The sequence below is a fragment of the Paraflavitalea speifideaquila genome (assembly GCF_032395985.1).
GTDB classification, from domain to species: Bacteria; Bacteroidota; Bacteroidia; order Chitinophagales; family Chitinophagaceae; genus Paraflavitalea; species Paraflavitalea speifideaquila.
The window spans coordinates 25,266-46,460 of the sequence record NZ_CP135920.1; the positions used below are offsets into that span (position 1 = coordinate 25,266).

The 21,195-nt window shown below is 44.9% G+C and carries 25 protein-coding genes and 3 pseudogenes; 10 read left to right on the top strand and 18 right to left on the bottom strand.

The window, feature by feature from the left end:
* The first annotated feature begins 15 nt into the window (after positions 1 to 15).
* From RS881_RS00220 to RS881_RS00235, 4 genes are all read left to right on the top strand, one after another.
* Positions 16 to 183, top strand: coding sequence for a hypothetical protein (locus RS881_RS00220; RefSeq protein ID WP_315825049.1), 168 nt, complete (start codon positions 16 to 18; stop codon positions 181 to 183).
* A gap of 134 nt (positions 184 to 317) precedes the next feature.
* A complete protein-coding gene (locus RS881_RS00225; protein ID WP_315819236.1) occupies positions 318 to 539 on the top strand; it encodes a hypothetical protein in 222 nt (73 codons plus the stop codon).
* A gap of 5 nt (positions 540 to 544) precedes the next feature.
* Positions 545 to 1,132 carry an AI-2E family transporter gene (locus RS881_RS00230; RefSeq protein ID WP_315824978.1) on the top strand — a complete coding sequence of 196 codons (588 nt, stop codon included), beginning with the start codon at positions 545 to 547 and terminating at the stop codon, positions 1,130 to 1,132.
* A 573-nt stretch (positions 1,133 to 1,705) separates the two neighbouring features.
* Positions 1,706 to 2,431 (top strand): murein L,D-transpeptidase catalytic domain family protein, encoded by a 726-nt coding sequence (locus RS881_RS00235; RefSeq protein ID WP_315819237.1) that lies wholly within the window; start codon positions 1,706 to 1,708, stop codon positions 2,429 to 2,431.
* A 221-nt stretch (positions 2,432 to 2,652) separates the two neighbouring features.
* On the opposite strand, the gene RS881_RS00240 is transcribed toward RS881_RS00235, so the two are convergent.
* Both RS881_RS00240 and rpoN read right to left on the bottom strand, forming a co-directional pair.
* Positions 2,653 to 2,988 carry a hypothetical protein gene (locus RS881_RS00240; protein WP_315819238.1) on the bottom strand — a complete coding sequence of 112 codons (336 nt, stop codon included), beginning with the start codon at positions 2,986 to 2,988 and terminating at the stop codon, positions 2,653 to 2,655.
* 195 nt (positions 2,989 to 3,183) lie between these two features.
* Entirely contained in the window at positions 3,184 to 4,605 is a 1,422-nt protein-coding gene (rpoN, locus tag RS881_RS00245; RefSeq protein WP_315819239.1) for an RNA polymerase factor sigma-54, read from the bottom strand.
* Between the two features lie 223 nt (positions 4,606 to 4,828).
* Between rpoN and RS881_RS00250 the strand changes: the two genes are divergently transcribed.
* Complete coding sequence (locus RS881_RS00250) at positions 4,829 to 5,170, top strand: hypothetical protein (protein WP_315819240.1); 342 nt, start codon at positions 4,829 to 4,831, stop codon at positions 5,168 to 5,170.
* Between the two features lie 155 nt (positions 5,171 to 5,325).
* Here RS881_RS00250 and RS881_RS00255 read toward each other — a convergent pair whose 3' ends face one another.
* The 9 genes and pseudogenes from RS881_RS00255 to RS881_RS00300 all read right to left on the bottom strand — a co-directional run bounded on the left by RS881_RS00255 (position 5,326) and on the right by RS881_RS00300 (position 10,053).
* The gene (locus tag RS881_RS00255) at positions 5,326 to 6,300 is read right to left on the bottom strand and encodes a DegT/DnrJ/EryC1/StrS family aminotransferase (protein WP_315824979.1); all 975 of its coding nucleotides are present in this window, start codon (positions 6,298 to 6,300) and stop codon (positions 5,326 to 5,328) included.
* Positions 6,301 to 6,302: 2 nt separating this feature from the next.
* Positions 6,303 to 6,542, bottom strand: a complete 240-nt coding sequence (locus tag RS881_RS00260) for a DegT/DnrJ/EryC1/StrS family aminotransferase (RefSeq protein WP_315819241.1) — start codon at positions 6,540 to 6,542, stop codon at positions 6,303 to 6,305.
* A 93-nt stretch (positions 6,543 to 6,635) separates the two neighbouring features.
* Entirely contained in the window at positions 6,636 to 6,788 is a 153-nt protein-coding gene (locus RS881_RS00265; RefSeq protein ID WP_315819242.1) for a hypothetical protein, read from the bottom strand.
* 77 nt (positions 6,789 to 6,865) lie between these two features.
* Entirely contained in the window at positions 6,866 to 8,074 is a 1,209-nt protein-coding gene (locus tag RS881_RS00270) for a glycoside hydrolase family 10-like protein (RefSeq protein ID WP_315819243.1), read from the bottom strand.
* Positions 8,075 to 8,195: 121 nt separating this feature from the next.
* On the bottom strand, positions 8,196 to 8,375 hold the full coding sequence (locus RS881_RS00275) for a winged helix DNA-binding protein (protein ID WP_315819244.1): 180 nt from the start codon (positions 8,373 to 8,375) through the stop codon (positions 8,196 to 8,198).
* Positions 8,372 to 8,641, bottom strand: coding sequence for a winged helix DNA-binding protein (locus RS881_RS00280; RefSeq protein ID WP_315819245.1), 270 nt, complete (start codon positions 8,639 to 8,641; stop codon positions 8,372 to 8,374). Before RS881_RS00280 ends, RS881_RS00275 begins: the two co-directional genes overlap by 4 nt.
* 132 nt (positions 8,642 to 8,773) lie before the next feature.
* On the bottom strand, positions 8,774 to 9,154 hold the full coding sequence (locus RS881_RS00285; protein WP_315819246.1) for a DinB family protein: 381 nt from the start codon (positions 9,152 to 9,154) through the stop codon (positions 8,774 to 8,776).
* Between the two features lie 151 nt (positions 9,155 to 9,305).
* Positions 9,306 to 9,676: pseudogene (locus RS881_RS62175) on the bottom strand (SPASM domain-containing protein).
* A complete protein-coding gene (locus tag RS881_RS00300) occupies positions 9,613 to 10,053 on the bottom strand; it encodes a radical SAM protein (RefSeq protein ID WP_315819248.1) in 441 nt (146 codons plus the stop codon). Before RS881_RS00300 ends, RS881_RS62175 begins: the two are co-directional and overlap by 64 nt.
* Before the next feature lie 518 nt (positions 10,054 to 10,571).
* Between RS881_RS00300 and RS881_RS00305 the strand changes: the two genes are divergently transcribed.
* From RS881_RS00305 to RS881_RS00325, 5 genes are all read left to right on the top strand, one after another.
* Positions 10,572 to 11,825 (top strand): M1 family metallopeptidase, encoded by a 1,254-nt coding sequence (locus RS881_RS00305; protein ID WP_315819249.1) that lies wholly within the window; start codon positions 10,572 to 10,574, stop codon positions 11,823 to 11,825.
* Between the two features lie 5 nt (positions 11,826 to 11,830).
* Entirely contained in the window at positions 11,831 to 12,316 is a 486-nt protein-coding gene (locus RS881_RS00310; RefSeq protein WP_315825050.1) for a hypothetical protein, read from the top strand.
* Entirely contained in the window at positions 12,268 to 12,429 is a 162-nt protein-coding gene (locus RS881_RS00315; RefSeq protein WP_315819250.1) for a T9SS type A sorting domain-containing protein, read from the top strand. The genes RS881_RS00310 and RS881_RS00315 overlap by 49 nt, the downstream gene beginning before the upstream one ends.
* 373 nt (positions 12,430 to 12,802) lie before the next feature.
* On the top strand, positions 12,803 to 13,210 hold the full coding sequence (locus RS881_RS00320) for a GH25 family lysozyme (protein ID WP_315819251.1): 408 nt from the start codon (positions 12,803 to 12,805) through the stop codon (positions 13,208 to 13,210).
* A 178-nt stretch (positions 13,211 to 13,388) separates the two neighbouring features.
* The gene (locus RS881_RS00325; RefSeq protein ID WP_315819252.1) at positions 13,389 to 13,634 is read left to right on the top strand and encodes a hypothetical protein; all 246 of its coding nucleotides are present in this window, start codon (positions 13,389 to 13,391) and stop codon (positions 13,632 to 13,634) included.
* On the opposite strand, the gene RS881_RS00330 is transcribed toward RS881_RS00325, so the two are convergent.
* The 7 genes and pseudogenes from RS881_RS00330 to RS881_RS00360 all read right to left on the bottom strand — a co-directional run bounded on the left by RS881_RS00330 (position 13,631) and on the right by RS881_RS00360 (position 21,168).
* Positions 13,631 to 14,059, bottom strand: a complete 429-nt coding sequence (locus tag RS881_RS00330) for a YybH family protein (protein WP_315819253.1) — start codon at positions 14,057 to 14,059, stop codon at positions 13,631 to 13,633. The genes RS881_RS00325 and RS881_RS00330 overlap by 4 nt on opposite strands.
* Positions 14,060 to 14,708: 649 nt before the next feature.
* Positions 14,709 to 14,831, bottom strand: coding sequence for a hypothetical protein (locus RS881_RS00335; protein WP_315819254.1), 123 nt, complete (start codon positions 14,829 to 14,831; stop codon positions 14,709 to 14,711).
* Between the two features lie 83 nt (positions 14,832 to 14,914).
* On the bottom strand, positions 14,915 to 15,334 hold the full coding sequence (locus tag RS881_RS00340) for a sugar phosphate isomerase/epimerase family protein (RefSeq protein ID WP_315819255.1): 420 nt from the start codon (positions 15,332 to 15,334) through the stop codon (positions 14,915 to 14,917).
* A 360-nt stretch (positions 15,335 to 15,694) separates the two neighbouring features.
* Positions 15,695 to 16,267 (bottom strand): gluconate 2-dehydrogenase subunit 3 family protein, encoded by a 573-nt coding sequence (locus tag RS881_RS00345; RefSeq protein WP_315819256.1) that lies wholly within the window; start codon positions 16,265 to 16,267, stop codon positions 15,695 to 15,697.
* Positions 16,268 to 16,631: 364 nt separating this feature from the next.
* Positions 16,632 to 18,347, bottom strand: a pseudogene (locus tag RS881_RS00350) (GMC oxidoreductase).
* Positions 18,348 to 18,486: 139 nt separating this feature from the next.
* Positions 18,487 to 20,165 (bottom strand): annotated as a pseudogene (locus RS881_RS00355) (GMC oxidoreductase).
* Positions 20,166 to 20,316: 151 nt separating this feature from the next.
* Positions 20,317 to 21,168: a hydroxypyruvate isomerase family protein gene (locus RS881_RS00360; protein WP_315819257.1), complete on the bottom strand. Its 852-nt coding sequence runs from the start codon at positions 21,166 to 21,168 to the stop codon at positions 20,317 to 20,319.
* Between the last annotated feature and the right edge of the window lie 27 nt (positions 21,169 to 21,195).

Consider the following 21,195-nt stretch of genomic DNA (forward strand, 5'->3'; position numbering starts at 1 on the left):
CCTACCTGGATTAATTTGGTAGCCTTTTGGCTATTCCAAATACCTGTCGCTTACCTGCTGGCCGTTACCCTCAAATGGGGGCCTACAGGTGTATTTATTGCAATTGTTACAGCCGAAGCAGGTATCAGCATTGCCGGTGTGATCATTTTCCGGCGCGGTGCCTGGAAAAAGGTAAAGATTTAAACTTGTTACTGGTTACCAGTTTCTGAAACTTTATGTGTAGCTTGTTGATTGATAATTTAATAGCACAACAGGGTACACACAAAACCCGGATACTGGTAACCAGTAATTAATAACCTGTAATTAGCAACTGATCTATGAATACCATTCCTAATAATGCCATACGCCAGGTATTACTCCTGATCATCATACTCCTCATCGGAACGGTATTATTCATTTACATGAAAACCTTCATCCCTGCATTCCTGGGCGCTTATACCTTGTATGTGCTCATGCGCAAATACATGTTTGCCTTGCAGGGTAAATATAAATGGAAAAAGAGCCTGGCTGCAGCCATACTCATGCTGCTCTCCTTTTGATCATCATGGTACCTATACTGGTGTTGGCCAATTTAATGACCTCCCGGATCACCTGGGCCATCAACCACTCCTCCGAAATCCTCACTTCCATCCAAAATTTCATAGCCACCTTTGAAAAACGGTACGATATTCAGATCCTTACCAGCGATAATATCCGGCGTATCTCTACTATGGGGGCCGAAACCCTGCCCAAGATCCTGGGCGCCACCTTCGATACCCTTACCACCATTGTCATCATGTATTTTATTCTATACTTTATGCTGGTAGATGGGCGTAAAATGGAATCTGGTTTTTACGAATGGGTACCGCTTAAAGACGAGAATATATTATTGTTGCGCAAGGAACTTAACTCCCTGGTTAATTCCAATGCCATTGGTATACCCCTCATTGCCTTGTTACAAGGCGTAGTTGGGCTTATCGGATACCTTATTTTAGGTGTTGATGAACCCGTCTTTTGGTTTGTAATTACCTGTATCGCAGCCATGTTACCAGTAGTAGGCGCTGCCATGGCCTATATACCCCTCAGTTTGGTGTTTTTGCCAAGGGCGACACGGGCAAAGGCATTATTATGCTTGTATATGGATTTGGTGTGATAGGAACCGTAGATAATGTCTTCCGGTTCTGGCTGCAAAAAAGCTGGGCGATGTACACCCCTGATCACCGTTTTTGGGGTCATTATTGGCGTCAGTATGTTTGGGTTTATTGGACTCATCTTCGGCCCCATTCTTATCTCCCTGTTCTTGCTTATGATCAAGATTTATGCAAACGAGTTCAGTCAAAAGAATGAACCCCAACAGCAATCAGGTCAATAACTTACTGATAGCTAAAGCGATTAATATTTTTCGCTTGTTTTCACATACCTGCAATTGTGTATATGAATAATTGCCTACCAGTTACAGCACAATAAAAATCTCACCCGGTGTCTGGAATTGCTCATACTATTTTCTCCTTCACTGCCGTTTATAAAACAGTCAGCAATGAGGCATCCGAACCCGGTTGATGCAGATCAAACTGAAGCCAGGTGTAGGTTTGGCCCTTAAGTGGTTCTTGATGTTTTTGTTTTAATCCGTTATTATAAGAAGAGTGGCTGTTGCCTCTGTGAAAACCCTAAACCCATGTATCGCCCAATACGATCTATAATTAATATTGCTTTATTATGCCTTTTTGTGATATGGCCCGTATTTATGTCGGGCAGCAATAATGAAAATCACACGAGCTATAAAATACCCGTTCCTTTACTACTGTATAATGCACCGGCTAGCACCGTTGTTAAATCAACACAGGACAGGGTATGTGAAGAAGCCGCCTTTTTATACGATACCTTACACCTGAAAGAATTGGGTTTGCGCAGAGAGGCCCTGGAGTATGCCCTGAAGGGGTATAAGCGCTTAATAAAAGAGGAAAGCCTTCCGAATGACAGCGTATTGTCTATTTGCGATTTTAGTCAATCCTCCAGGAAGAAGCGGTTGTATGTAATTGACATGGCCCAAAAGAAGCTACTGATCAATACCTATGTGGCTCATGGAAAACGCTCAGGCAAAGAATATGCCTGGTCATTTTCCAACAAGCCCGAATCCTATAAAAGCAGCCTGGGCTTTTATATTACCCGTCATACTTACCAGGGAGCCAATGGACTTTCTTTAAATATTGATGGGCTAGAGCAAGGCATTAATGACAAAGCCTTTGAACGCCGGATTGTGATCCATAGCTCAACCTATGTTGGCAAACCCTGGTTAAAAGCAAATAAAATATCAGGAAGAAGCTTAGGCTGTCCGGCGGTTCCCGTTAAAGAATTAGATCAGGTAATTGAAACTATTAAGGATGGTTCATGCCTTTTTATTTACCATCCTACAAAATACTATCTGGTAAGGTCCAACATATTGAACGGCTAGTTTGGACATGAACTTCAGATGGTTTGAAGGCGGGAAAGCTCATTATAGGTTTCGTACCCTATGATCGGGCTTTTCTTTTTATAGCCACCAAGCCACTAACTGGCAGGCAATACCTGTGAAAAAGCCCAGGTATATCTCCGTCTTCGTATGGTCACTTACAATAAAACGGGAAGTGCATACAATGCCCGCTATCAGCAAAGCCACTGCAAAGTATTGACCTGTTACTTCACGCCCCAGAAGGATCTGCAACAGAAAAACATGACCAATCCGCCTACGGCAGTGCCATGCATGCTCACCTTCAGACGAATATTCCACATCCAGGCGCTACATACTGCCAGGAAGCTACCCAATAAAAATTGTACGAAGAAGATCGGTGCTTTTTGCTGATTGCGGAATACATACCATATCCAGAAATAGAAAATGATAGCCGCAGCATAAGGTATGATCCGTTCACGCTGTGTGCGTAGAAAAATAGATTGTACAAAACCCAGCCTTTGCATCAGGAAAACAGAAAAGGTCGGCAGAAAACCACTGCTGAAAAATACTGCTGCCATCACAAAAAAACTTATCCCGGTCGCCATATCCGGCAAATGCTAATGGATGCACATACAGCAAAAAGGCTGTTACATACGTGGGGATCAATATGGGGTGGAACACATAGGAGAATAAATGTGCCAGAAACCGAAGGACAGCAGACTGCCGGTATTTTTCGCCGCCATTTAACGATGCTGCAGGAAGAGTAATATTTTCCATTATAGTTCTTTACGTAACCTTGCCACCGGAATATTCAGTTGTTCGCGGTATTTGGCTACAGTTCTTCGTGCAATATTATACCCTTTTTCCTGGAGCATATCCGTTAATTTCTCATCACTAAGCGGTTTCTTTTTGCTTTCTCCCTCAATCAGGTCACTCAATATCTTTTTCACTTCCCGTGTACTCACCTCTTCGCCGCTATCTGTACTCAGCGATTCACTAAAGAAGAATTTCAACCGGTAGGTCCCAAACTCTGTTTGTACGAATTTGCTGTTGGCAACCCGGCTTACCGTAGAGATATCAAGACCAGTACGTTCTGCTATATCCTTCAGGATCATGGGCCTTAAGGTCGTTTCATCACCGGTTAGAAAGAAGTCCCGCTGGTATTCCATGATCGTTTCCATCACACTGGTCAGCGTATGCTGCCTTTGTTTGATGGCATCAATGAACCATTTGGCAGCATCTATCTTTTGCTTAATGAACAACACAGCTTCCTTCTGCCGCTTATCTTTCTTGCTGCCTTTGTCGTACTCTTTCAGCATGTCCCGGTAGCCTTCACTGATCCGCAGATCGGGCGCATTTTTCGAGTTTAAGGTTAGTTCCAGCTTTCCCCCATTGTTGTAAATGAAGAAATCCGGCACCACATAACTCTCTGCCTTATTAATGTCTGCGTGATTGCCTCCTGGTTTGGGGGTAAGACGGATAATATGACCAATTACCTCCTTCAACCCCTCATCGTTTATATTAAGCCCCCGTTGGATCTTATCGTAATGCTTTTTAGTAAACTCGTCAAAGTAGTTGGTGAGTACATCAATGGCCAGATCCACCTTCTTGCCATGTACCTTTTGCCGTTGCAATTGTAGTAACAAACACTCCTGTAAATTACGCGCTCCTACGCCCGCAGGGTCAAACTGCTGGATCAGCCGGATCACCGTTTCTACTTCCTGCTCATTACTGTCGATATTTTGGCGGAATGCCAGGTCGTCCACTATGGCCGAAGCCTCACGACGCAGATAACCATCATCATCAATACTGCCCACAATCTGTTCGGCAATCCGGCGCAGGCGATCATCCAGCTTTAGCATGCCCAATTGCTCCAGCAAGTGCTCATGGAAAGAGGTCTCTATGCGGTAGGGTACCACTTTGTTATCATCAACTTCGGGGTAATTGTCGTCCTTCATTTTATACTCTGCAATTTCCCCGTCATCATCACTTACATATTCGCTGATATCAATGTTGCCATATTCATCTTCACTTCCATCCGGCTCAAAATCATCCTCCGAACTCTCGAATTCATCTTTTGTTTCATTATCAAATTGGTCATCATGATCTTCATCCGAAACCTCCAGGGCCGGATTTTCTTCCAATTCCTCCTTTATCCGCTCTTCCAGGTTGGCAGTGGGGACCTGCAGCAGCTTCATTAACTGAATTTGCTGGGGGATAGTTTTTGTAATAGTTTTTGCTGTAAGCTTTGACTCAGTGCCATGGTTCGTCTGGGGGTTTTTATCCACCAATGCCAAAAAAATTTGGAAAATCGGAGGCAACCACAAAAATCAGGCCGTAAATTTACGGACAAATGTAATGAACGTGCACCAACGATTTTATAAAAATATTGTTGCTCTGGCATTTTCTTTAAAAATGTTAATGTTGCAAGCCCAGCAAAATATCCCACAGCTGTCATCAATTGCAGTACCAACAATAGTTTCGGCCATTTCTTCCAAACCCTGGTACAATACCAGTGTTCTCCATTTTAACAAATTGCGCCAGCCAGTTGATACCAGCACCCCTACTTTAAGCTTGATGCCAGTACCCTCTTTACTCATAAGCAATGTACTGACGCCTGTTTCTCCTATTCGCCAGGATTTCTATACACAGCATTTTGGATTCTTTTGCCGGCAGGAATTACACTTGGAAAAGTTGTCCAGAATGCCCTTGCGCTTCCGGCTGGGTTCTTTAAAAGACTGTAACTACCTCGAAGGCAAATAAAAATGGCAGGCCGCCTTTGTAAGGCAACCCACCATTCTCGTTTTATTACTTGCAGCCCGCACTTGCTAAGTTTCAGCAATTAGCTGACTACTGAAGGGCGGCGTATCAAGAGATTCACAAGATTTCTCTCACGTTTCACTTCTCACGTCTGACCTCTACACGGCCGCCTTTTGCTCCGCCAATACCTTCTTCACTGAATTAACGATCTTTTCTCCCTTCTCCTTGATCTGATCTTCTGTCCAAAGCAAACTAATGGCAGTGGAGATACAACGGCTCAGGATCGCATCACTGCTCGAAAAGTCCTTATTGGCATGATGGATCACAGCAGCTTTCAAATCGGGATGTAAGGCATTCAATGTAAGCGACTTCTTAAGGTGATCCCACTTGCGGATATAATGCCAGTTATTATTGAACCAATAGAAATTGCCAGCCAGCACATTTTGAGCTTTCAGTTCAGCTACCACCGCCTCAGTGATCTCCTGAGTGGGGAGGAACCAACTTACAAAAGTGCAGCTGTCGCCAGCTGGATCGGGAATACGGCGGAAGCTGATCTCCGGTACCTGCGATAAAATGGCTTTCAGCGCTCCATGATTCTTGCGCTGGATGGTCAGGAATTCCTGCAGCCTTTCCACCTGCGCCAGGCCTACAGCCGCATGCAATTCAGAAATACGATAGTTGTAGCCAATAAAAGGATGCAGATCGGCTCCGCGGTCTACTCCTTTATGGTCGTGCCCGTGATCGCTAATGCCATCACTATCCGTATAAACATCTTCCCGGTTGGTCAATACTACACCCCCTTCGGCACAAGTGATTGTTTTTACAAAATCAAAGGAAAAGGTGCCCGCATCTCCTATAGTGCCCAGGTACTTACCTTTATACTGAGCTCCGATACTTTGACAGGCATCTTCTAGTAAGATCAGCTTATGTTCTTTGCAAATAGCCTGCAACACATCCAGGTCGGCCATACTGCCACACATATGCACTGGCATGATGCATTTGGTTTTAGCAGTAATCGCTTTGCGCACCGCTGTAGGGTCCAGCGTAAGCGTATCATCCACATCAACCATTACAGGTACTGCCCCTACACTCAATACCGCTTCAAAGCTGGCTACAAAGGTGAAAGCAGGCATGATCACCTCATCCCCATATCCATTCTCAGTGCCGTCAACGCGGTAGTAAGTGCGGCTGTACCACTGGATACCAACTGGGCATACTTTGATCCAAACACCCTATTAATGGCTTGCTCCAATTCCTTGGCTTTCCAAATCCCTTTACGCGGCCCGTCAAATCCATACCGCATCAGGATCCCTGTTTCCATTACATCATTTACATGTTTGCGTTCAGAAGCGCCAAATAATTCATAACCAGGCATATAACTAGTTTTTAATTGCTGAATAAGGTCCCAAAGGTAAATAAAATCAACCGGTACCATAGCCTTGTCATTTACCAACCCATAATACCCCCATTATTTAACAATCCATGCTTCATTTTCCAGCTTTTCAAAATGCAGGGAAACCGGCCAGTTGGCATAAGGCAAACTTTCATTACCCTGCTCATCCAGCGTGGTTAAATAAATAGTGGCATATCTTTTATCGGCAGGCAATTGGATCCGAAACATACACGAATCGCCGCTTGTCCTGATGGCTACCGGCTTGGTATTGTAAAAATTAATGAAAGCTTCGTTGATATCTGCACTTAAATAGGCCCTGAAAGCCTTGATATTCTTTTTTTTTCAAGGGCTGATCTAACCACCGTGATCTCAAAAGTGGAGCTGTCTACAACTGTAAAAGATCTTACATCAGGTGCTACCGGCCGCAAGGAATCAATCCAAACCATCCCTGGTATCAAGGCTGGTTCACGGTAATAATTCAAGCGAAGACTATCATTCCATCCATTGGGATTATTTCTGAAGGAGGTACTGCTGAAGTAAATAGCCCCTTGTATCTCGGGATAGTTCCGCAGTGCAGCAATTTGCCGGGGCAATAACGATTTGTCGCGCCAAATGCCATTGCTGTTGGCGCGAAATGGCGCCAGACCAATATAGCAATGCCTGCCATACGTATGTTTGCTCCACCATTCCAGTAATACCTCATAAGGGGCTGCCTTATGACCAAACTCCCAGTATAATTGAGGGGCCACATAATCAATCCACCCATTTTCCAACCACAATAGAATATCGGCATACAAGTCATCATAATTCGTTTGCCCGGCCGTAGTAGCACTTCCTTCCGGGTCATCCCGCTGATTGCGCCATACCCCAAACGGAGAAATACCAAAACGAACGTACTTGTTTTCTTCCTTAATAGCTTTACCAAGCTTCACAATAATCGAATCTACATTACTTCTGCGCCAATCATCCTTACTTAGCCCATTCCCATATTTTGTATAAGTCTTGTTGTCCGGGAATTCCTTGCCGGCAATACGGTAGGGATAAAAATAATCGTCAAAATGGATCGCGTCTATATTATAGCGGTGAACAACATCCCGGATCACCTTCACTACAAACTCTTGTGCATCTTTATTGCCCGGATCAAAATAACGCTTACCGCCATAAGCCAAAAACCAGTCAGGATGCTGTTTGGTTACATGATTGGCCGCTATGGATGATTTGCCTATACTGAATTCCGCCCGGTAAGGATTACACCAGGCATGGAATTCCATACCCCGCTTATGCGTTTCCTCTATCATAAATTGCAACGGATCGTAATAAGGAGAAGGCGGTTTACCCTGCTTGCCAGTAAGCCACTCACCCAGGGCTCGTGGGGCGAAGGATAAAAAGCATCCGTGGCTGGCCTTATCTGCACAATCATTGCGTTTAGCCCATTGCGCTTGTGCATGTCCAGTTGTGCAATAAACTCCGCTTTTGTAAAGCTGTGTTAAAGTTCCCTTTACTGGGCCAGTCAATATTGTCTACCGTAGCTATCCAGGCTCCCCGGAACTCGTAGGTTGGTTGTGAAAACGCGGATACCGATGCCCAAAGACAGGCAGCAAAAGTCAAAAATTGTTGTTTCATAATTCGGATTAACTAACCTCTCATTTTGTCCAACAGCCCATTCAGTGTTAATGCTTCATCTTCTGTAAGACTTCCAACAGATGCATCCATATCATCATTGCAGCCATCCAGCTCATTTAATAAACTCAAACCCTTCTCAGTTATTGTTACATCGACTAGCCGGCGGTCGGTTTTACAGGTTACTTTCATCACCAATTCCTTTTTACCAGCCTGTCTACTATCCGGCTGGTATCACTCATCTTATCCAGCATGCGTTGCCGTATCTGTAAAGTCGAAAGCGGTGTACCCGCTCCGCGTAAAATACGCAGTATATTAAACTGTTGCGGTGTAATGTCCGCATTGTCAAAAAACTGCTTGTGTTTTTCCATCAACCAGTTACACGTATAGATGAGATTCACCGATACCTTGTGGTGTTCATTGCGAAACTTCGCTTGTTGTATATCATTTTCTATACTCATATTGCATCAGTAGTTGGGTTGTAAAAGTAGCGATTTTAGGGCTGTTGAAGCCGCAGTTCACGCGTAAGCATGAACAAGTGATACAGATGATGGCCCTCATGAAGCAGAAAAAGCCTGTCCATTCCGGAACTGTCAACAGCCCATACCGGGGTGCTCTCCTGTTCTTTGCAAGGCATCCGCAGTAAGGCCGGTGAGGTAATTGGTAATCATCAACCTGGTGTCAGCAAGCGCTGCCAGCAAAGCGGGTAATGACTTTTGCAGGTAAGTGCCAAACAGGGCATCCTGCTCAGCAACATAACGTTGAAAGGCAGGACTGTTTTCCCGTTCTATTTTATACAGACGATCCAGGAATATAGGTTGGTAGGCAGTTAGATGCGCTATTTGTTCAAAGGCGCTCCACTTTCCAGGCTGCACCATTTGCTTCAATTGCGTTTCTGATAGCCCAGCTATCAGCTCCTGTATCGATTCATGTTGATATTGAAGTCTTGTGGTAGTAGACACAGACAATGCCATAGGCTAATAATTCAAGGGTGTAAAAAGGGTAGGGAATTAAAAACAGCCCGCCGAAGTAGGCTTTAGGGTGGGTCGCCTTTTCTGGGCGGCTCACACTGGTTAAAGAGACTTGCAGCTAATGGCTAAAACCTAAAAGCAACACCTAACACCACTATTCACTCCACACCTTTGTTCCTTCACTGCAATTGGCGCAGATATCAATATTCTTGCGGCTCTGTAATATTTGGCGGCGAAAATTTACATAATCATCACTATGCCATACTTCCTTAAAACTTTTTCCTTTCAGGTCCCCAGCGTATGCTGAGCATCCTTATCAAAGCAACAGGGTACCACCAATCCATCCCAACTGATCACAGTAGCATGCCATAAGCGCCAGCAATGATTCTGCAGCGAATTTTTAAAGGCAAACTCCCCTTTCTCATTCTTGCGGTAGCGGCTGTATTTATCCAGTGTAGGAATTAGGTTATTGGGGTCCTGTTCATAATCATATACCTGGGCCGTTTTAAAACGTACATCATCCACCCTATCTCTGCGGCCAGCCGCTTTACATCTTCAATCTGGTGCTCATTGGGCTTTACCACTAAAAACTGGAAGAATACAAATGGTGTTTTACTCCTCAGCTCCTGCTTCCATTTCATGATGTTTCGTGCTCCAGCCAGTACTTTTTCCAGTTTCCCGCCCACCCGGTATTGTTGATAAACATCCTGAGTAGTGCCATCAATAGAAATGATCAGGCGGTCAAGTCCGCTTTCTACCGTTCTCTTGGCATTCGCGTCATTCAGATAATGAGCATTCGTAGAGGTGGCCGTATAGATACCTTTTTGAGAAGCATATTTTGCCATATCCAGAAAATCCGGATTGAGGTAAGGCTCCCCTTGAAAATAAAAGATCAGGTACAACAGGTCCCCGAAAGTTGATCAATCGTATCCCTGAAAAAATTTTTCTGCAACATACCCGTAGGACGGGTAAAAGCGCGCAACCCACTAGGGCATTCCGGACAACGGAGATTACAGGAAGTCGTGGGCTCAAAGGAGATCGATACCGGGTACCCCCATTGTACAGGCTTGCGGGTCCATTTACTTAAGTAATAGCTACTCAATACCTTACCCGCATTCCACACGCGGCGAAAGGTAAGCTTGACATCAGATTGATACTATCGTGCCAGTTAAATGCGGGCATTTTCTATGATAAAATTAGGGGTAGTTCCTTAATGTGCAATGTTTTATACCACGTAACGTTTAAATAAGGGCATTGTTTGAGCATCCATGGGCCTGAAAATCCGGTATATTAAAGCAATAGATCCAACCTTTACCCATCATCGCTATGAAAAACTATACTTTCTTTTCCTTTTTGTCGACACTTTCGCAGCAGCTCAGCAGCCCGGGCAGCTCGAAAACCTATGCCCAACATTGCCCAAATGGAACAAGCAGCCCGGATGCGCCTGCTTGACGCCCAGGGTGCCGATGGTATAGCCGCTTTTTCACAAGCCAGCCATAACTTCGATATCCATTATTATCAGTGCAACTGGAAGCTCAACCCCGAAATAAATTATATCACCGGCGCCATTACCGCCCACTTTAAAATTACTGCCAATTCCGACAGCATTGTGTTTGACCTCGTCCGCTCCCTTTCTGTAGACAGCGTAAAGTACCATAATAATAAAATAACCTTTTATCAAACTACTGACAGTGCCCTGGTCATTAAATGGCCTGCCACTATCAGTGCTGGTCAGCGAGATTCTGTAACCATTTTTTACCAGGGAGTTCCTGTTACCTATGGGATGGGTAAAATTTACCAGGGTTTTCATAGAGGCGCCTATGCCTTTTGGACCTTGTCCGAACCCTACGGCGCAGCGGGCTGGTGGCCTTGTAAAAATGGACTTACCGATAAAGCCGATTCCATTGATATTACAGTGACCATCCCTTCGGCCTACACCGTTTCTACCAATGGTGTTCTCCAGCACGAAGAACAGGTTGCTGGTCAAACAACCAGCTATTTTAAACATAGATACCCTATTGCCACCTACCTGATAGCCCTGGCCATTACCAAGTACGCCATTGCAAAAGACAGTGTTTTAATAGGCAACCGGCAGATGCCCGTTTTGATGTATTCCTTCACCTTCGATGTAGAGTATTATAAACCGGCTACTGCCCAGGTAAAACAATGCCTGGCTAAGTTTTCAGAGCTTTTTGGCTTGTATCCTTTTTACAAGGAACAGTATTGCCAAACCCAATGGGGATTGGGAGGTGGAATGGAACACCAAACCAATAGCCATATTACAGATCGTTGGACCAACCTGGTAGCCCATGAGCTGGGGCATCAATGGTTTGGTGATAAAGTTACTTGTGCTAGCTGGAAAGAACTTTGGCTCAATGAAGGATTTGCTACCTATACAGAATTCATTTATTACGAGCACATTGAAAAAGCATATTATTACACCAACCTGACCAATATAATAAAAAGCGTTACTGCCCAACCTGGTGGTTCCGTTTTAGTTTCCGATACAACCGATTATGCCCGCATGTTCGGAAGCCGCCTTACCTATAAAAAAGGAGGCATGGTTGTTCACATGCTTCGATGGTTATTGGGAGATAGTACCTTTTTAAGGGCATTCGTGCCTATCTCGACGACCCAGCCATTACCTATGGCTATGCCCGTACCGCCGATCTGAAAAGAGTGATGGAACAGTCAAGTGGCAGGAATCTCGATAACTTTTTCAATAAATGGGTCTATGGCGAAGGGTTTCCCAGCTACCAGCTGGCCTGGAGCCAAAACCTCAACCATTGGGCAAAGATCAAGCTCAAGCAAACCACTTCCCATCCTTCTGTTTCTTTCTATGATATGCCTGTTGCCATCAAATTTAAAAATGCCGCTCGTGATACCATCATTATAGTTAATCACCAATTTAGCGGTCAGGAATTTTCCGTTAATGTTGGTTTTGAGGCCGACTCCGTTTTTATTGATCCGCAAATGAAATTGCTGTCCAATAACAATACCGTCACAAAAGAACCAGGTAATACCACCGCCAATCAGCTGAAAATATACCCTAATCCATCCCCGACAGGCTTTTCATCACCCTCAATAACCCTACCGGTAAAAAATTGTCCATCCGGTTGTTCAATACCCTTGGACAACTGGTCTATCGCAAAGAGATTGATTTGAACGGGAACGATGAAGTGCGGGATATTCCCATGCAACGCCTCGCCAAAGGGGTCTATTACCTAAAGCTCAAAGGCGAAAAAACCATTGATATTGTCCAAAAGATCCTGCGCTAAACATTTGCACAACACATTTTATCATTTCTCCAACGGAATAATCCATCGAAAAGAAATGCTGACAACTATATTTGCACCCGCGTCCATGGCAGAGAACAAAAAAGAAATATTGGTTGGAAGATCCTTATAGGCCTTATACTGGCAGGTATATTGGTTATGTTGGGATTTCAGTTGTATGAGTGGTGGCTTGCTCGCAGAGCCCACTTTGTAAGGTACCAGGCTTTTGGTATTGAGATCCCTACCAATTATGGCATCCATGGTATCGATGTATCTAAATACCAGGAAACCGTCGATTGGGAAAGCGTCAAAGGTATGCAGGTAGAAGATGTCCAGATTGGGTTTGCCTTTATAAAAGCTACCGAAGGAAATGGGAATGAGGACCGTTGCTTCAAACGCAACTGGAAAAAAAGCCAGGGAAGCAGGTGTCACAAGAGGAGCTTACCACTTTTTCATTGCCACCAAAAGCGGAAAAACCCAAGCCGAAAACTTCATTTCCACTGTTGAGCTGCAACCAGGCGACCTGCCTCCTGTACTCGATGTAGAACAATCTTACGGCGTAAAGTCCGACAAATTGCGTCAACGGGTTAAAGAATGGCTGGAAGCCGTAGAAAACTACTACGGTGTAAAACCCATTCTGTATACCAACGTAGATTTTTATAAGCAGATACTGAAAGACGAATTCGATCATTACCCCCTTTGGGTGGCCCATTACCTGCAAAAGAAAAGCCCCGTATTTACCGCGACTGGCATTTCTGGCAGCACAGCGAACAAGGCCATGTAAACGGTATCCTGTACAAGGTAGATTTCAACGTCTTTAATGGCGATTCAACCGAGTTCAGAAACCTCCTGATAGACTGATCCGGCCTCGCTAAGTCCATGGCCCCTCATTCAAGGATCACTATTATCCAATGTGTTACACCAATGCTGAATCAAATAGGCTAAAATCGTAATTTTAAGCTATGCCTTACGCCGAAGATGACCCCCGCGACTTTTTGAGACGGATAGTTTGGTCACTATTCCTGGCATTGATATGGCTCATAAGCACCTTGGGTATTGGTGCTTATTATGAATTATTAGTGCCTGGAAAAAAACTGGGGATAGGCAATATTATCTTCTATATATGGATGGCACTTAGCCTCATCGGTCTTATTTGGGTCAATATGCGTATTTGGAAGAAGAAATTCCCCATGGATAACAACCCTTAGCTACTGTGGTCAACAGTGATCACCCATTTGCCCTTTATCTTCCGTAATAAAAGATTGTAATGACCACTTACGTCTCCGGCATTTCGCTTCAGATGCCATTTGCCTACCACAAAGTAATATTCGGGGCTCAGCCGCTCTACCTTGATCAGGTTAAAAGTTAGCGTGCCCATCTGGTCCGGGCCATTATAGTTTTTCTTGTAATTATTCAGCGTATTTTGATAACCGTACGTAACCCCATTTTTGCCTACAAACATCAGGGAGTCATTTTCCCAATAACCCTTCATAAAGGTTTCCAGGTCGCCTTTGTTCCAGGATATGGTTTGTTCATTCAGTGTTTGGCGGATCGCTTTTTCATCAGCCGATTGTGCCAGGATCGTAATTGGCAACAGGAAGATAAGGTAGGCTGCTAGCAGGTAGTTTCTCATACTATTAATTGTTACAGTAAGATACTACCCTTTGAAGGATCTTTTTACTTTTTATGAAGCCCCAGGACCGTCTTATATTCAGTAATAACAATACGCCCCCTTTTTTTTTTCAATTTTTGATACCGTAGAGACATTCATATCTTTATCATTAATAATATAATCTATTTGATCCAGGTTGGCGATCTTCCCCAGGCCCCGCCCGTCAAACTTGTTGCTATCCGCCGCCACCACCACCGTTTATGCCAACCCAATCATCTTTTGATTTAAACTTGTCCCTGCAAGACTGGAAATAGATTAGCCAGGTGCTTGGTCAATACCGTCAACCCCCAAAAAGCCCCAAGCAACATTTCTTACCCCGCGTAAAAACTAAAAATGCTGCTTCAGCAGCGCCTCCAGGGCAGCCAGGCTGAAGCAGCATGTATAATTTTCTTGAGAGGATCTTTTTAAACTTAACTCAAATTCGAGCAAACGTACTGCCGATTGCCGTCTGCCAATTCACGATTCAATATTGTTTAGTTAGGCTTTTTGCACTTTTAAGGTGAGTCACCCTGCCGCCCGGCTGATCCAGCGCTGTAGAGTGGCCAACCTTTGTAACTGGCCAAAGTTTTCTAAACGATATTGATTCACGATTTCCGATTCACAATTGCCATCAAAGGCTCAACTTATTCATGTATACGGCATCTGCTGCCGCTGCCTTCAGTGGTGTAGTACCTTCATAGCGCTCCTGCTCTACAATATAGTATTGCATTCCTTGTTTCTTGGCTTCCTTCAATATTTTACTAAAATCAAGATAGCCAGTTCCAAGATCAACAGAAGCATCATGCTGTTTGGGATCAGCTCCTTTCAGCCTGTCTTTTACATGGCATAACCGGAAGCGGTTGGGGTATTTTTAAGCCAGGTTATTGGATCTTCTCCCGGCGTGGCTACCCAGTAAATATCCATTTCAAAATCTACCGTGTCCGGATTCGTATTTTGCATCAGCGTATCCTGCGGCATTACACCATCCAGTGCCGTGAAAGTATAACCATGATTATGGTAGGCAAACCGCAAACCATTCTTTTTGCAGATATCTCCCAATGCATTGAACTTGTCGGCAAACTTTTTATAGTCATCCAACGTTTTCTGTGCGCCGATATAAGGGCTGATCAGGTATTTCATTCCAATCTCACCCGCTTCAGCCGCCTTACGTTCAAAGTTATTATTGATATCACAGTGCGTGGAGACCATGGTGATGCCCAGGTCATCGGCAAATTTCTTGAATTCTTTATTCGACATCCCCAATAGATGCCTTTCGGACCTTCATACCCTTCAATTTGCTTATAACCAAACGAGGCCACTTGCTTTAGGATACCTTGCGGGTCCTTGGGAAGGTCAGCACGAAGCGTGTATAGTTGAAGTCCGAATTGTTTCAGTGGTTTATTGGCGGCAAAAAGGTCCGTTGTAGAACCCATGGCCAGCGCAGAAGCAAAAACGCCTCCTGTTTTTAAAAACTGTCTCCGGTTGTATCCCATAGTACAGTGCAAATATTATAAGTAAAGAAATAAATTGACTCCTATACCCCGGTTTAATACAGGATTGGCACCTGGTAACCGGTTACTGGCATCTAAGATTTTGTAGCTGGTAAAAACGGCAACTTTAGGTAGCCCAGGCTTTATCACCTTTTTTATAAGGCATACAACCATCGTACCTTGCAGGCACAGCTTCATAACGAAGCGCTTGCGTAGCGCCTATTTTGGAGGTGAAATAACCCAGCAAGGTCAACTGCTTCATCAGTGTAAAATAATGCGCAGGGTCTTCCTTCTTTTTCTGCTTATTGTAATCTTTTTGTTCAGTGTCCAAGGCTGTCAGCAACGACTTACGTTGTTCTGGTGTAGCACTCATGAACGAGGTAGAATGCATCTTACGAGTGGCTTCATCCAGTTTCGTCATGCCTTCCAGGAAGATCTTTTGATTCTTCTCATCATAACTGTCCTTCACCATTACCGTCATAAACTTACCTACCTCGGCAGCCTTGGCGCCGGGTGTATCCGTGGTAGGAATGATCGTCTCGGCAATTTCATCCAGGTAAGCAATATCCTCTGGTTTGAAATCCAGTGTGGCCGCAATTTTTTTATCACTGGCTTTACAGCCCGACAGAAAAAACTCAGCTCCGATAACCGTGCCACCCATCAACAGGGCAACTCTCGATACGGCTTCTCTTCTGTTCATATTATATCAATTTTATAATGTACAAATTTTGTAATGAAATGCTGTCCTTTTGATCAGGTCCTTTGGATTAAGCATTGTCACATTACCACATTTCAATCCTGGCGCAAGGAACTGTCATCCAAATTTTATTTGTTTGCCCCTGGCGAAAGGTGGGTCGCTCTGCAGACTGGCAAATGCAGCGTTGTAGAGCGGCTCACCTTCATCAGGAAAGAGGTGACACCTTTCCCTTACCACGAAAACGAAAAGGTGTCACCTCTTAGCCCCTGGCGCAAGTAGGCAGCCTGGCTAGCCGCACAGCGTGCTTGTGCCAAACCCGCAATCGCCCCATTACCACATCTTCAAATTTTCAAATTACCACATTAAACTACAAGTTCCCCTTCTTCAATTCACTCACCGCATAATCTGCGGCCCGGGCCGTCAAAGCCATATAAGTAAGCGATGGATTCTGACAGGCCGATGAAGCCATACAGGAGCCATCCGTAATAAATACATTCTGCACATCATGTATTTGGTTCCATTTGTTCAATACCGATGTCTTAGCATCTTTCCCCATGCGGGCCGTACCCATTTCATGGATACAAAATCCGGGCGGTGGGGCATTGTCATATCCTTTAACATTCTTGGCCCCTGCCGCTTCCAGCATTTCAATCGCACTTGCTTTCATATCTTCACGCATCTTCATCTCATTCTCCTTAAACTCACAATCAATATCCAGCGTAGGCAATCCCCACTTATCTTTTTTTCTCCTTGTTCAACGTTACTTTGTTATCATAGTAGGGCAGGTGCTCTCCCCATGATCCCATACCCATATTCCATACACCCGGCTCCAATAAACTCTCCTTCAACTCAGCGCCAATCCCATCCTGCGAACGTGCCCGACCCCGGTTGGCCCCACCCTGATAACCAAATCCACGCACATAATCCGTACGCATCGTTTGCGTACTGATATTGCGGAAACGAGGTATGTAAATACCATTTGGCCGGCGGCCAAAGAAATACTTGTCCTCAAATCCTTCCATATCCCCACTCGCGCCTACACCGTAATGGTGGTCCATCAGGTTATGCCCTACCTGTTCACTACTATTACCCAATCCATTCGGAAATACCTCCGAAACCGAGTTTAGCAATATAGACGTTGTTCCCAGCGTAGAGGCATTCAGGAAAACGATCTTCGCGTAATACTCCTCCGTCTTCATCGTCTCCGAATCCATGATCCGCACCCCTTTGGCTTTCTTAGTTTCCTTATCATAGATCACTTCCAATACAATAGAGTAGGGCCGCAGCGTCAGGTTGCCTGTTTTCCGGGCAGCTGGCAGCGTCGCTGAATTACTGCTGAAGTAGCCACCGAATGGACAGCCTTCCTGACAACGGCTACGGTACTGGCAAGGGCCGCGATCCCCACCTTGGCGGTATGATTCGCCGCACGGCCAATGATCATAGCCCGCTCTTTAAACCGTTCCTTGATACGCGCTGCCACATGCTTTTCCACACAATTCATCTCCATGGCAGGCAGAAACTCGCCATCCGGTAATTGAGGCAATCCATCCCTTGATCCACTGATCCCCGCAAACCGTTCAACATAACCGTACCACGATTCCAGGTCTTTATAACGAATAGGCCAATCTGCCCCATGCCCGTCTTTCCCATTCGCACTAAAATCAATATCACTCCAACGGTAACTTTGCCGGCCCCACATCAGCGACCGTCCGCCCACATGATAACCCCGTATCCAGCTAAAAGGCTTTACCTGGTTATAGGGATTCTCCAGGTCATTTACAAAGAACTTCTTCGACACCTCATTAAAAGCATAACACTTACTTTGGATGGGACTAATGTCGCGGTCTGCCTGAGTCAGGTTGCCATGATGCGGCAATTCCCAGGGCGCTTTATCCGTATCCGTGTAGTCCTTAATATGAACCACGTCACGCCCTCTTTCCAGCAACAACGTTTTAAGTCCTTTCTCACAAAGCTCCTTGGCGGCCCAGCCTCCGCTGATCCCGCTACCCACTACAATCGCATCATACGTGTTTTGTGCAACTGCTTTGTTATTAATAGTCACATTCGGTGAATCCCCGGGCATAGAATTAATTTGTTAATAAGCTAATTAGCTAATTTGAAAATATCGGGCACAGTAAAATTCATGTTCTTGCAAACATTCAAAACCTAAATAAGCATACTAAATGCATTTGCACATTATCCAATCCTCACAGTAGCAATTATCAAAGATTTCCTTTCTTTAATTCACTCACCGCAAAATCAGCCGCTCTGGCCGTCATAGCCATATAAGTAAGAGATGGGTTCACACAGGCCGCCGAAGTCATCGCTGCACCATCTGTTACAAACACATTCTTACAATCCCATACCTGATTATGGCCATTTAACACTGATGTCTTAGCGTCTTTTCCCATCCGGGCCGTACCCATTTCATGGATACCCATCCCCAGAGAATAATCACCTTTAAACCCATGAACCTGCTTTACTCCGGCTGCTTCCAGCATTTCAATACCATCCTGCTCCATATCCTTCTGCATCTTCTTCTCATTCTCCTTGATCTCTGCATCTACATTCAGCACCGGTAAGCCCCATTTATCTTTCACAGTTTTGTCAAGACTTATTTTATTATCATGGTAAGGCAATACCTCACCAAAAGCTGTCATGCCAATCGTCCAGTTACCTGGCTCCGTCAAAGCATTTTTAAGTCGGCGCCAATACCCAACTCCGCTACATTACGACCCCAGCTTCCACGGCTCGCAGCACCTTGATAACCAAAGCCACGCAGGTAATCCCGCTTTTCTCCAAACAGATTGCGGAAACGGGGAATATAAAAACCAGTGGGACGGCGGCCGAAATAATATTTATCATCAAAACCCTCTACTGTGCCCGAAGCGCCTACCCGGAAATGGTGATCCATCAGGTTATGACCCAATTCACCACTGCTGCTGCCCAATCCACCAGGCCAGATATCTGTGGCCGAATTGAACAATACCCAGGTACTGTTCATAGCCGATGCACAGAGGAAGATCACTTTGGCTGTATACTCTATCGTTTTATTCGTTTCAGCATCTACTACCTCTACTCCTTTCGCTTTCTTCGTATCCTTATCATACAATACCTTGGTAACAATAGAGAAGGGGCGTAAGGTCAGGTTCTTGGTAGCTTGTGCTGCAGGCAGCGTTGACGACTGCGTGCTGAAATAAGCACCAAATGGACAACCCAGCCAGCATTTATTCCGGTATTGACAGTTCGTACGTCCGGGCAAAGGCTTCGTAATATTGGCCACCCGCCCAATCGTTAATAAACGCTGACCTTTATAATGATCCTTGAGCCGCGCAGCTACATCCTTTTCTACACAGTTAAGATCCATGGGAGGCTGAAACTGACCATCAGGTAACTGCGGAATACCGTCCCGGTTACCACTGATCCCCGCAAATTTTTCTACATAGTCATACCAGGGCGCAATGTCTTTATAGCGGATCGGCCAATCTACACCTATACCTTCCTTGGCATTCGCTTCAAAGTCAAAATCACTCCAGCGATAACTCTGCCGGCCCCACATCAGCGACCGACCCCCTACATGATAACCCCTGAACCAATCAAACCTTTTTGTCTCCGTATAAGGACAATCTTTCTCATTCGTCCAATAATCCAGGTTCGTTTCATTTAAAGGATAATCACGGTTCAATACAGGATAGTTCTTGATCATTTCCTGCGTCTTTCCACCACGGTGCGGAAATTCCCAAGGATCCTTATTGGCATTCACATATCCGGTTTTATGCTCAATATTATGACCACGTTCCAGTAACAATACTTTCAAGCCTTTTTCTGTAAGCTCTTTGGCTGCCCAGCCACCGCTGATGCCACTTCCTACTACAATCGCATCATACGCATTCTCTGCCATAGTATTCGGAGTTTAAATGTTTGTCGTTATTTATTTTTATTACAAAGCAAACGGCTCGTAGCTCATAGCTCGCGGCTCGCAGCTTCCTCGAAGCAAAAGATTCACTATTCACCTGGTATCGAAGCAAATGCCTCTCACTTCTCACATCCCCCTACACATCACATATCTTCACCGCTTTCTCCAGCGATACAAGCCTTTCTTCATTCGTTTTGCGGGCAGGGATGAATTCCTGCGCTACATAACCTTTAAAGCCTGTATCAACGATCGCTTTCATAATAGCCGGATAATACAATTCCTGCGTTTCATCGATCTCATTCCGTCCCGGAACACCGCCCGTATGATAATGTGAGATATAAGGATGGCTGCTGCGGATCGTAGCGGTCACATCCCCTTCATCGATCTGCATATGGTAAATATCATACAACAACTTAAAGTTTTCTGAACCTACCCGTTTGCACAACTCTACACCCCAGGCTGTTTTGTCACACTGATAATCTTTGTGGTTTACCTTGCTGTTCAGCAACTCCATCACCAGTGTTACCTTATGCTTTTCAGCCAGTCCCGTCAATTGCTTCAAACCTTCAGCACAGTTGTTCCAACCCGTTTCATCATCAATACCCCGCCGGTTACCACTAAAGCAGATCAATTGCTTATAACCAGCCTGCGCTACCAAAGGGATCATCTCACTATAATTTTTGATCAGCTGTGCATGGAACTTCTTGTCATTAAAGCCATCTACCAGGTTGATCTCTGCTCCATTACACATCGAAGAGTACAAGCCATACTTTTGCAGTACCGGCCAGTCTTTAGGACCCACCAGGTCAATGGCTACAATCCCCATCTTTTTTACCGCGGCGGCAAACTCTTCCAGCGGAATGCTGCCATAACACCAGCGGCATACCGAATGATTGATATTTCCTTTCAATGTGGTTGATTTAGTTGCTTCTGAAGCTGAAAAAGATGACAACATGCCCGCTGCGCCAATGGCTGCTGTTCCTGCCACAATATTTTTAGCGCATCACGGCGTGAT

What these genes read in the sequence shown, in the direction of transcription:
- RS881_RS00225 (WP_315819236.1), top strand. Translation starts at nt 318, where the DNA reads ATGAATACCATTCCTAATAATGCCATACGCCAGGTATTACTCCTGATC.
- RS881_RS00230 (WP_315824978.1), top strand. Translation starts at nt 545, where the DNA reads ATGGTACCTATACTGGTGTTGGCCAATTTAATGACCTCCCGGATCACC.
- rpoN (WP_315819239.1), bottom strand. Translation starts at nt 4,605, where the DNA reads ATGAAGCTGCTGCAGGTCCCCACTGCCAACCTGGAAGAGCGGATAAAG.
- RS881_RS00250 (WP_315819240.1), top strand. Translation starts at nt 4,829, where the DNA reads ATGTTGCAAGCCCAGCAAAATATCCCACAGCTGTCATCAATTGCAGTA.
- RS881_RS00255 (WP_315824979.1), bottom strand. Translation starts at nt 6,300, where the DNA reads ATGCCTGCTTTCACCTTTGTAGCCAGCTTTGAAGCGGTATTGAGTGTA.
- RS881_RS00260 (WP_315819241.1), bottom strand. Translation starts at nt 6,542, where the DNA reads ATGCCTGGTTATGAATTATTTGGCGCTTCTGAACGCAAACATGTAAAT.
- RS881_RS00265 (WP_315819242.1), bottom strand. Translation starts at nt 6,788, where the DNA reads ATGTTTCGGATCCAATTGCCTGCCGATAAAAGATATGCCACTATTTAT.
- RS881_RS00280 (WP_315819245.1), bottom strand. Translation starts at nt 8,641, where the DNA reads ATGAGTATAGAAAATGATATACAACAAGCGAAGTTTCGCAATGAACAC.
- RS881_RS00285 (WP_315819246.1), bottom strand. Translation starts at nt 9,154, where the DNA reads ATGGCATTGTCTGTGTCTACTACCACAAGACTTCAATATCAACATGAA.
- RS881_RS00305 (WP_315819249.1), top strand. Translation starts at nt 10,572, where the DNA reads ATGGAACAAGCAGCCCGGATGCGCCTGCTTGACGCCCAGGGTGCCGAT.
- RS881_RS00320 (WP_315819251.1), top strand. Translation starts at nt 12,803, where the DNA reads ATGAGGACCGTTGCTTCAAACGCAACTGGAAAAAAAGCCAGGGAAGCA.
- RS881_RS00325 (WP_315819252.1), top strand. Translation starts at nt 13,389, where the DNA reads ATGCCTTACGCCGAAGATGACCCCCGCGACTTTTTGAGACGGATAGTT.
- RS881_RS00330 (WP_315819253.1), bottom strand. Translation starts at nt 14,059, where the DNA reads ATGAGAAACTACCTGCTAGCAGCCTACCTTATCTTCCTGTTGCCAATT.
- RS881_RS00340 (WP_315819255.1), bottom strand. Translation starts at nt 15,334, where the DNA reads ATGTCGAATAAAGAATTCAAGAAATTTGCCGATGACCTGGGCATCACC.
- RS881_RS00345 (WP_315819256.1), bottom strand. Translation starts at nt 16,267, where the DNA reads ATGAACAGAAGAGAAGCCGTATCGAGAGTTGCCCTGTTGATGGGTGGC.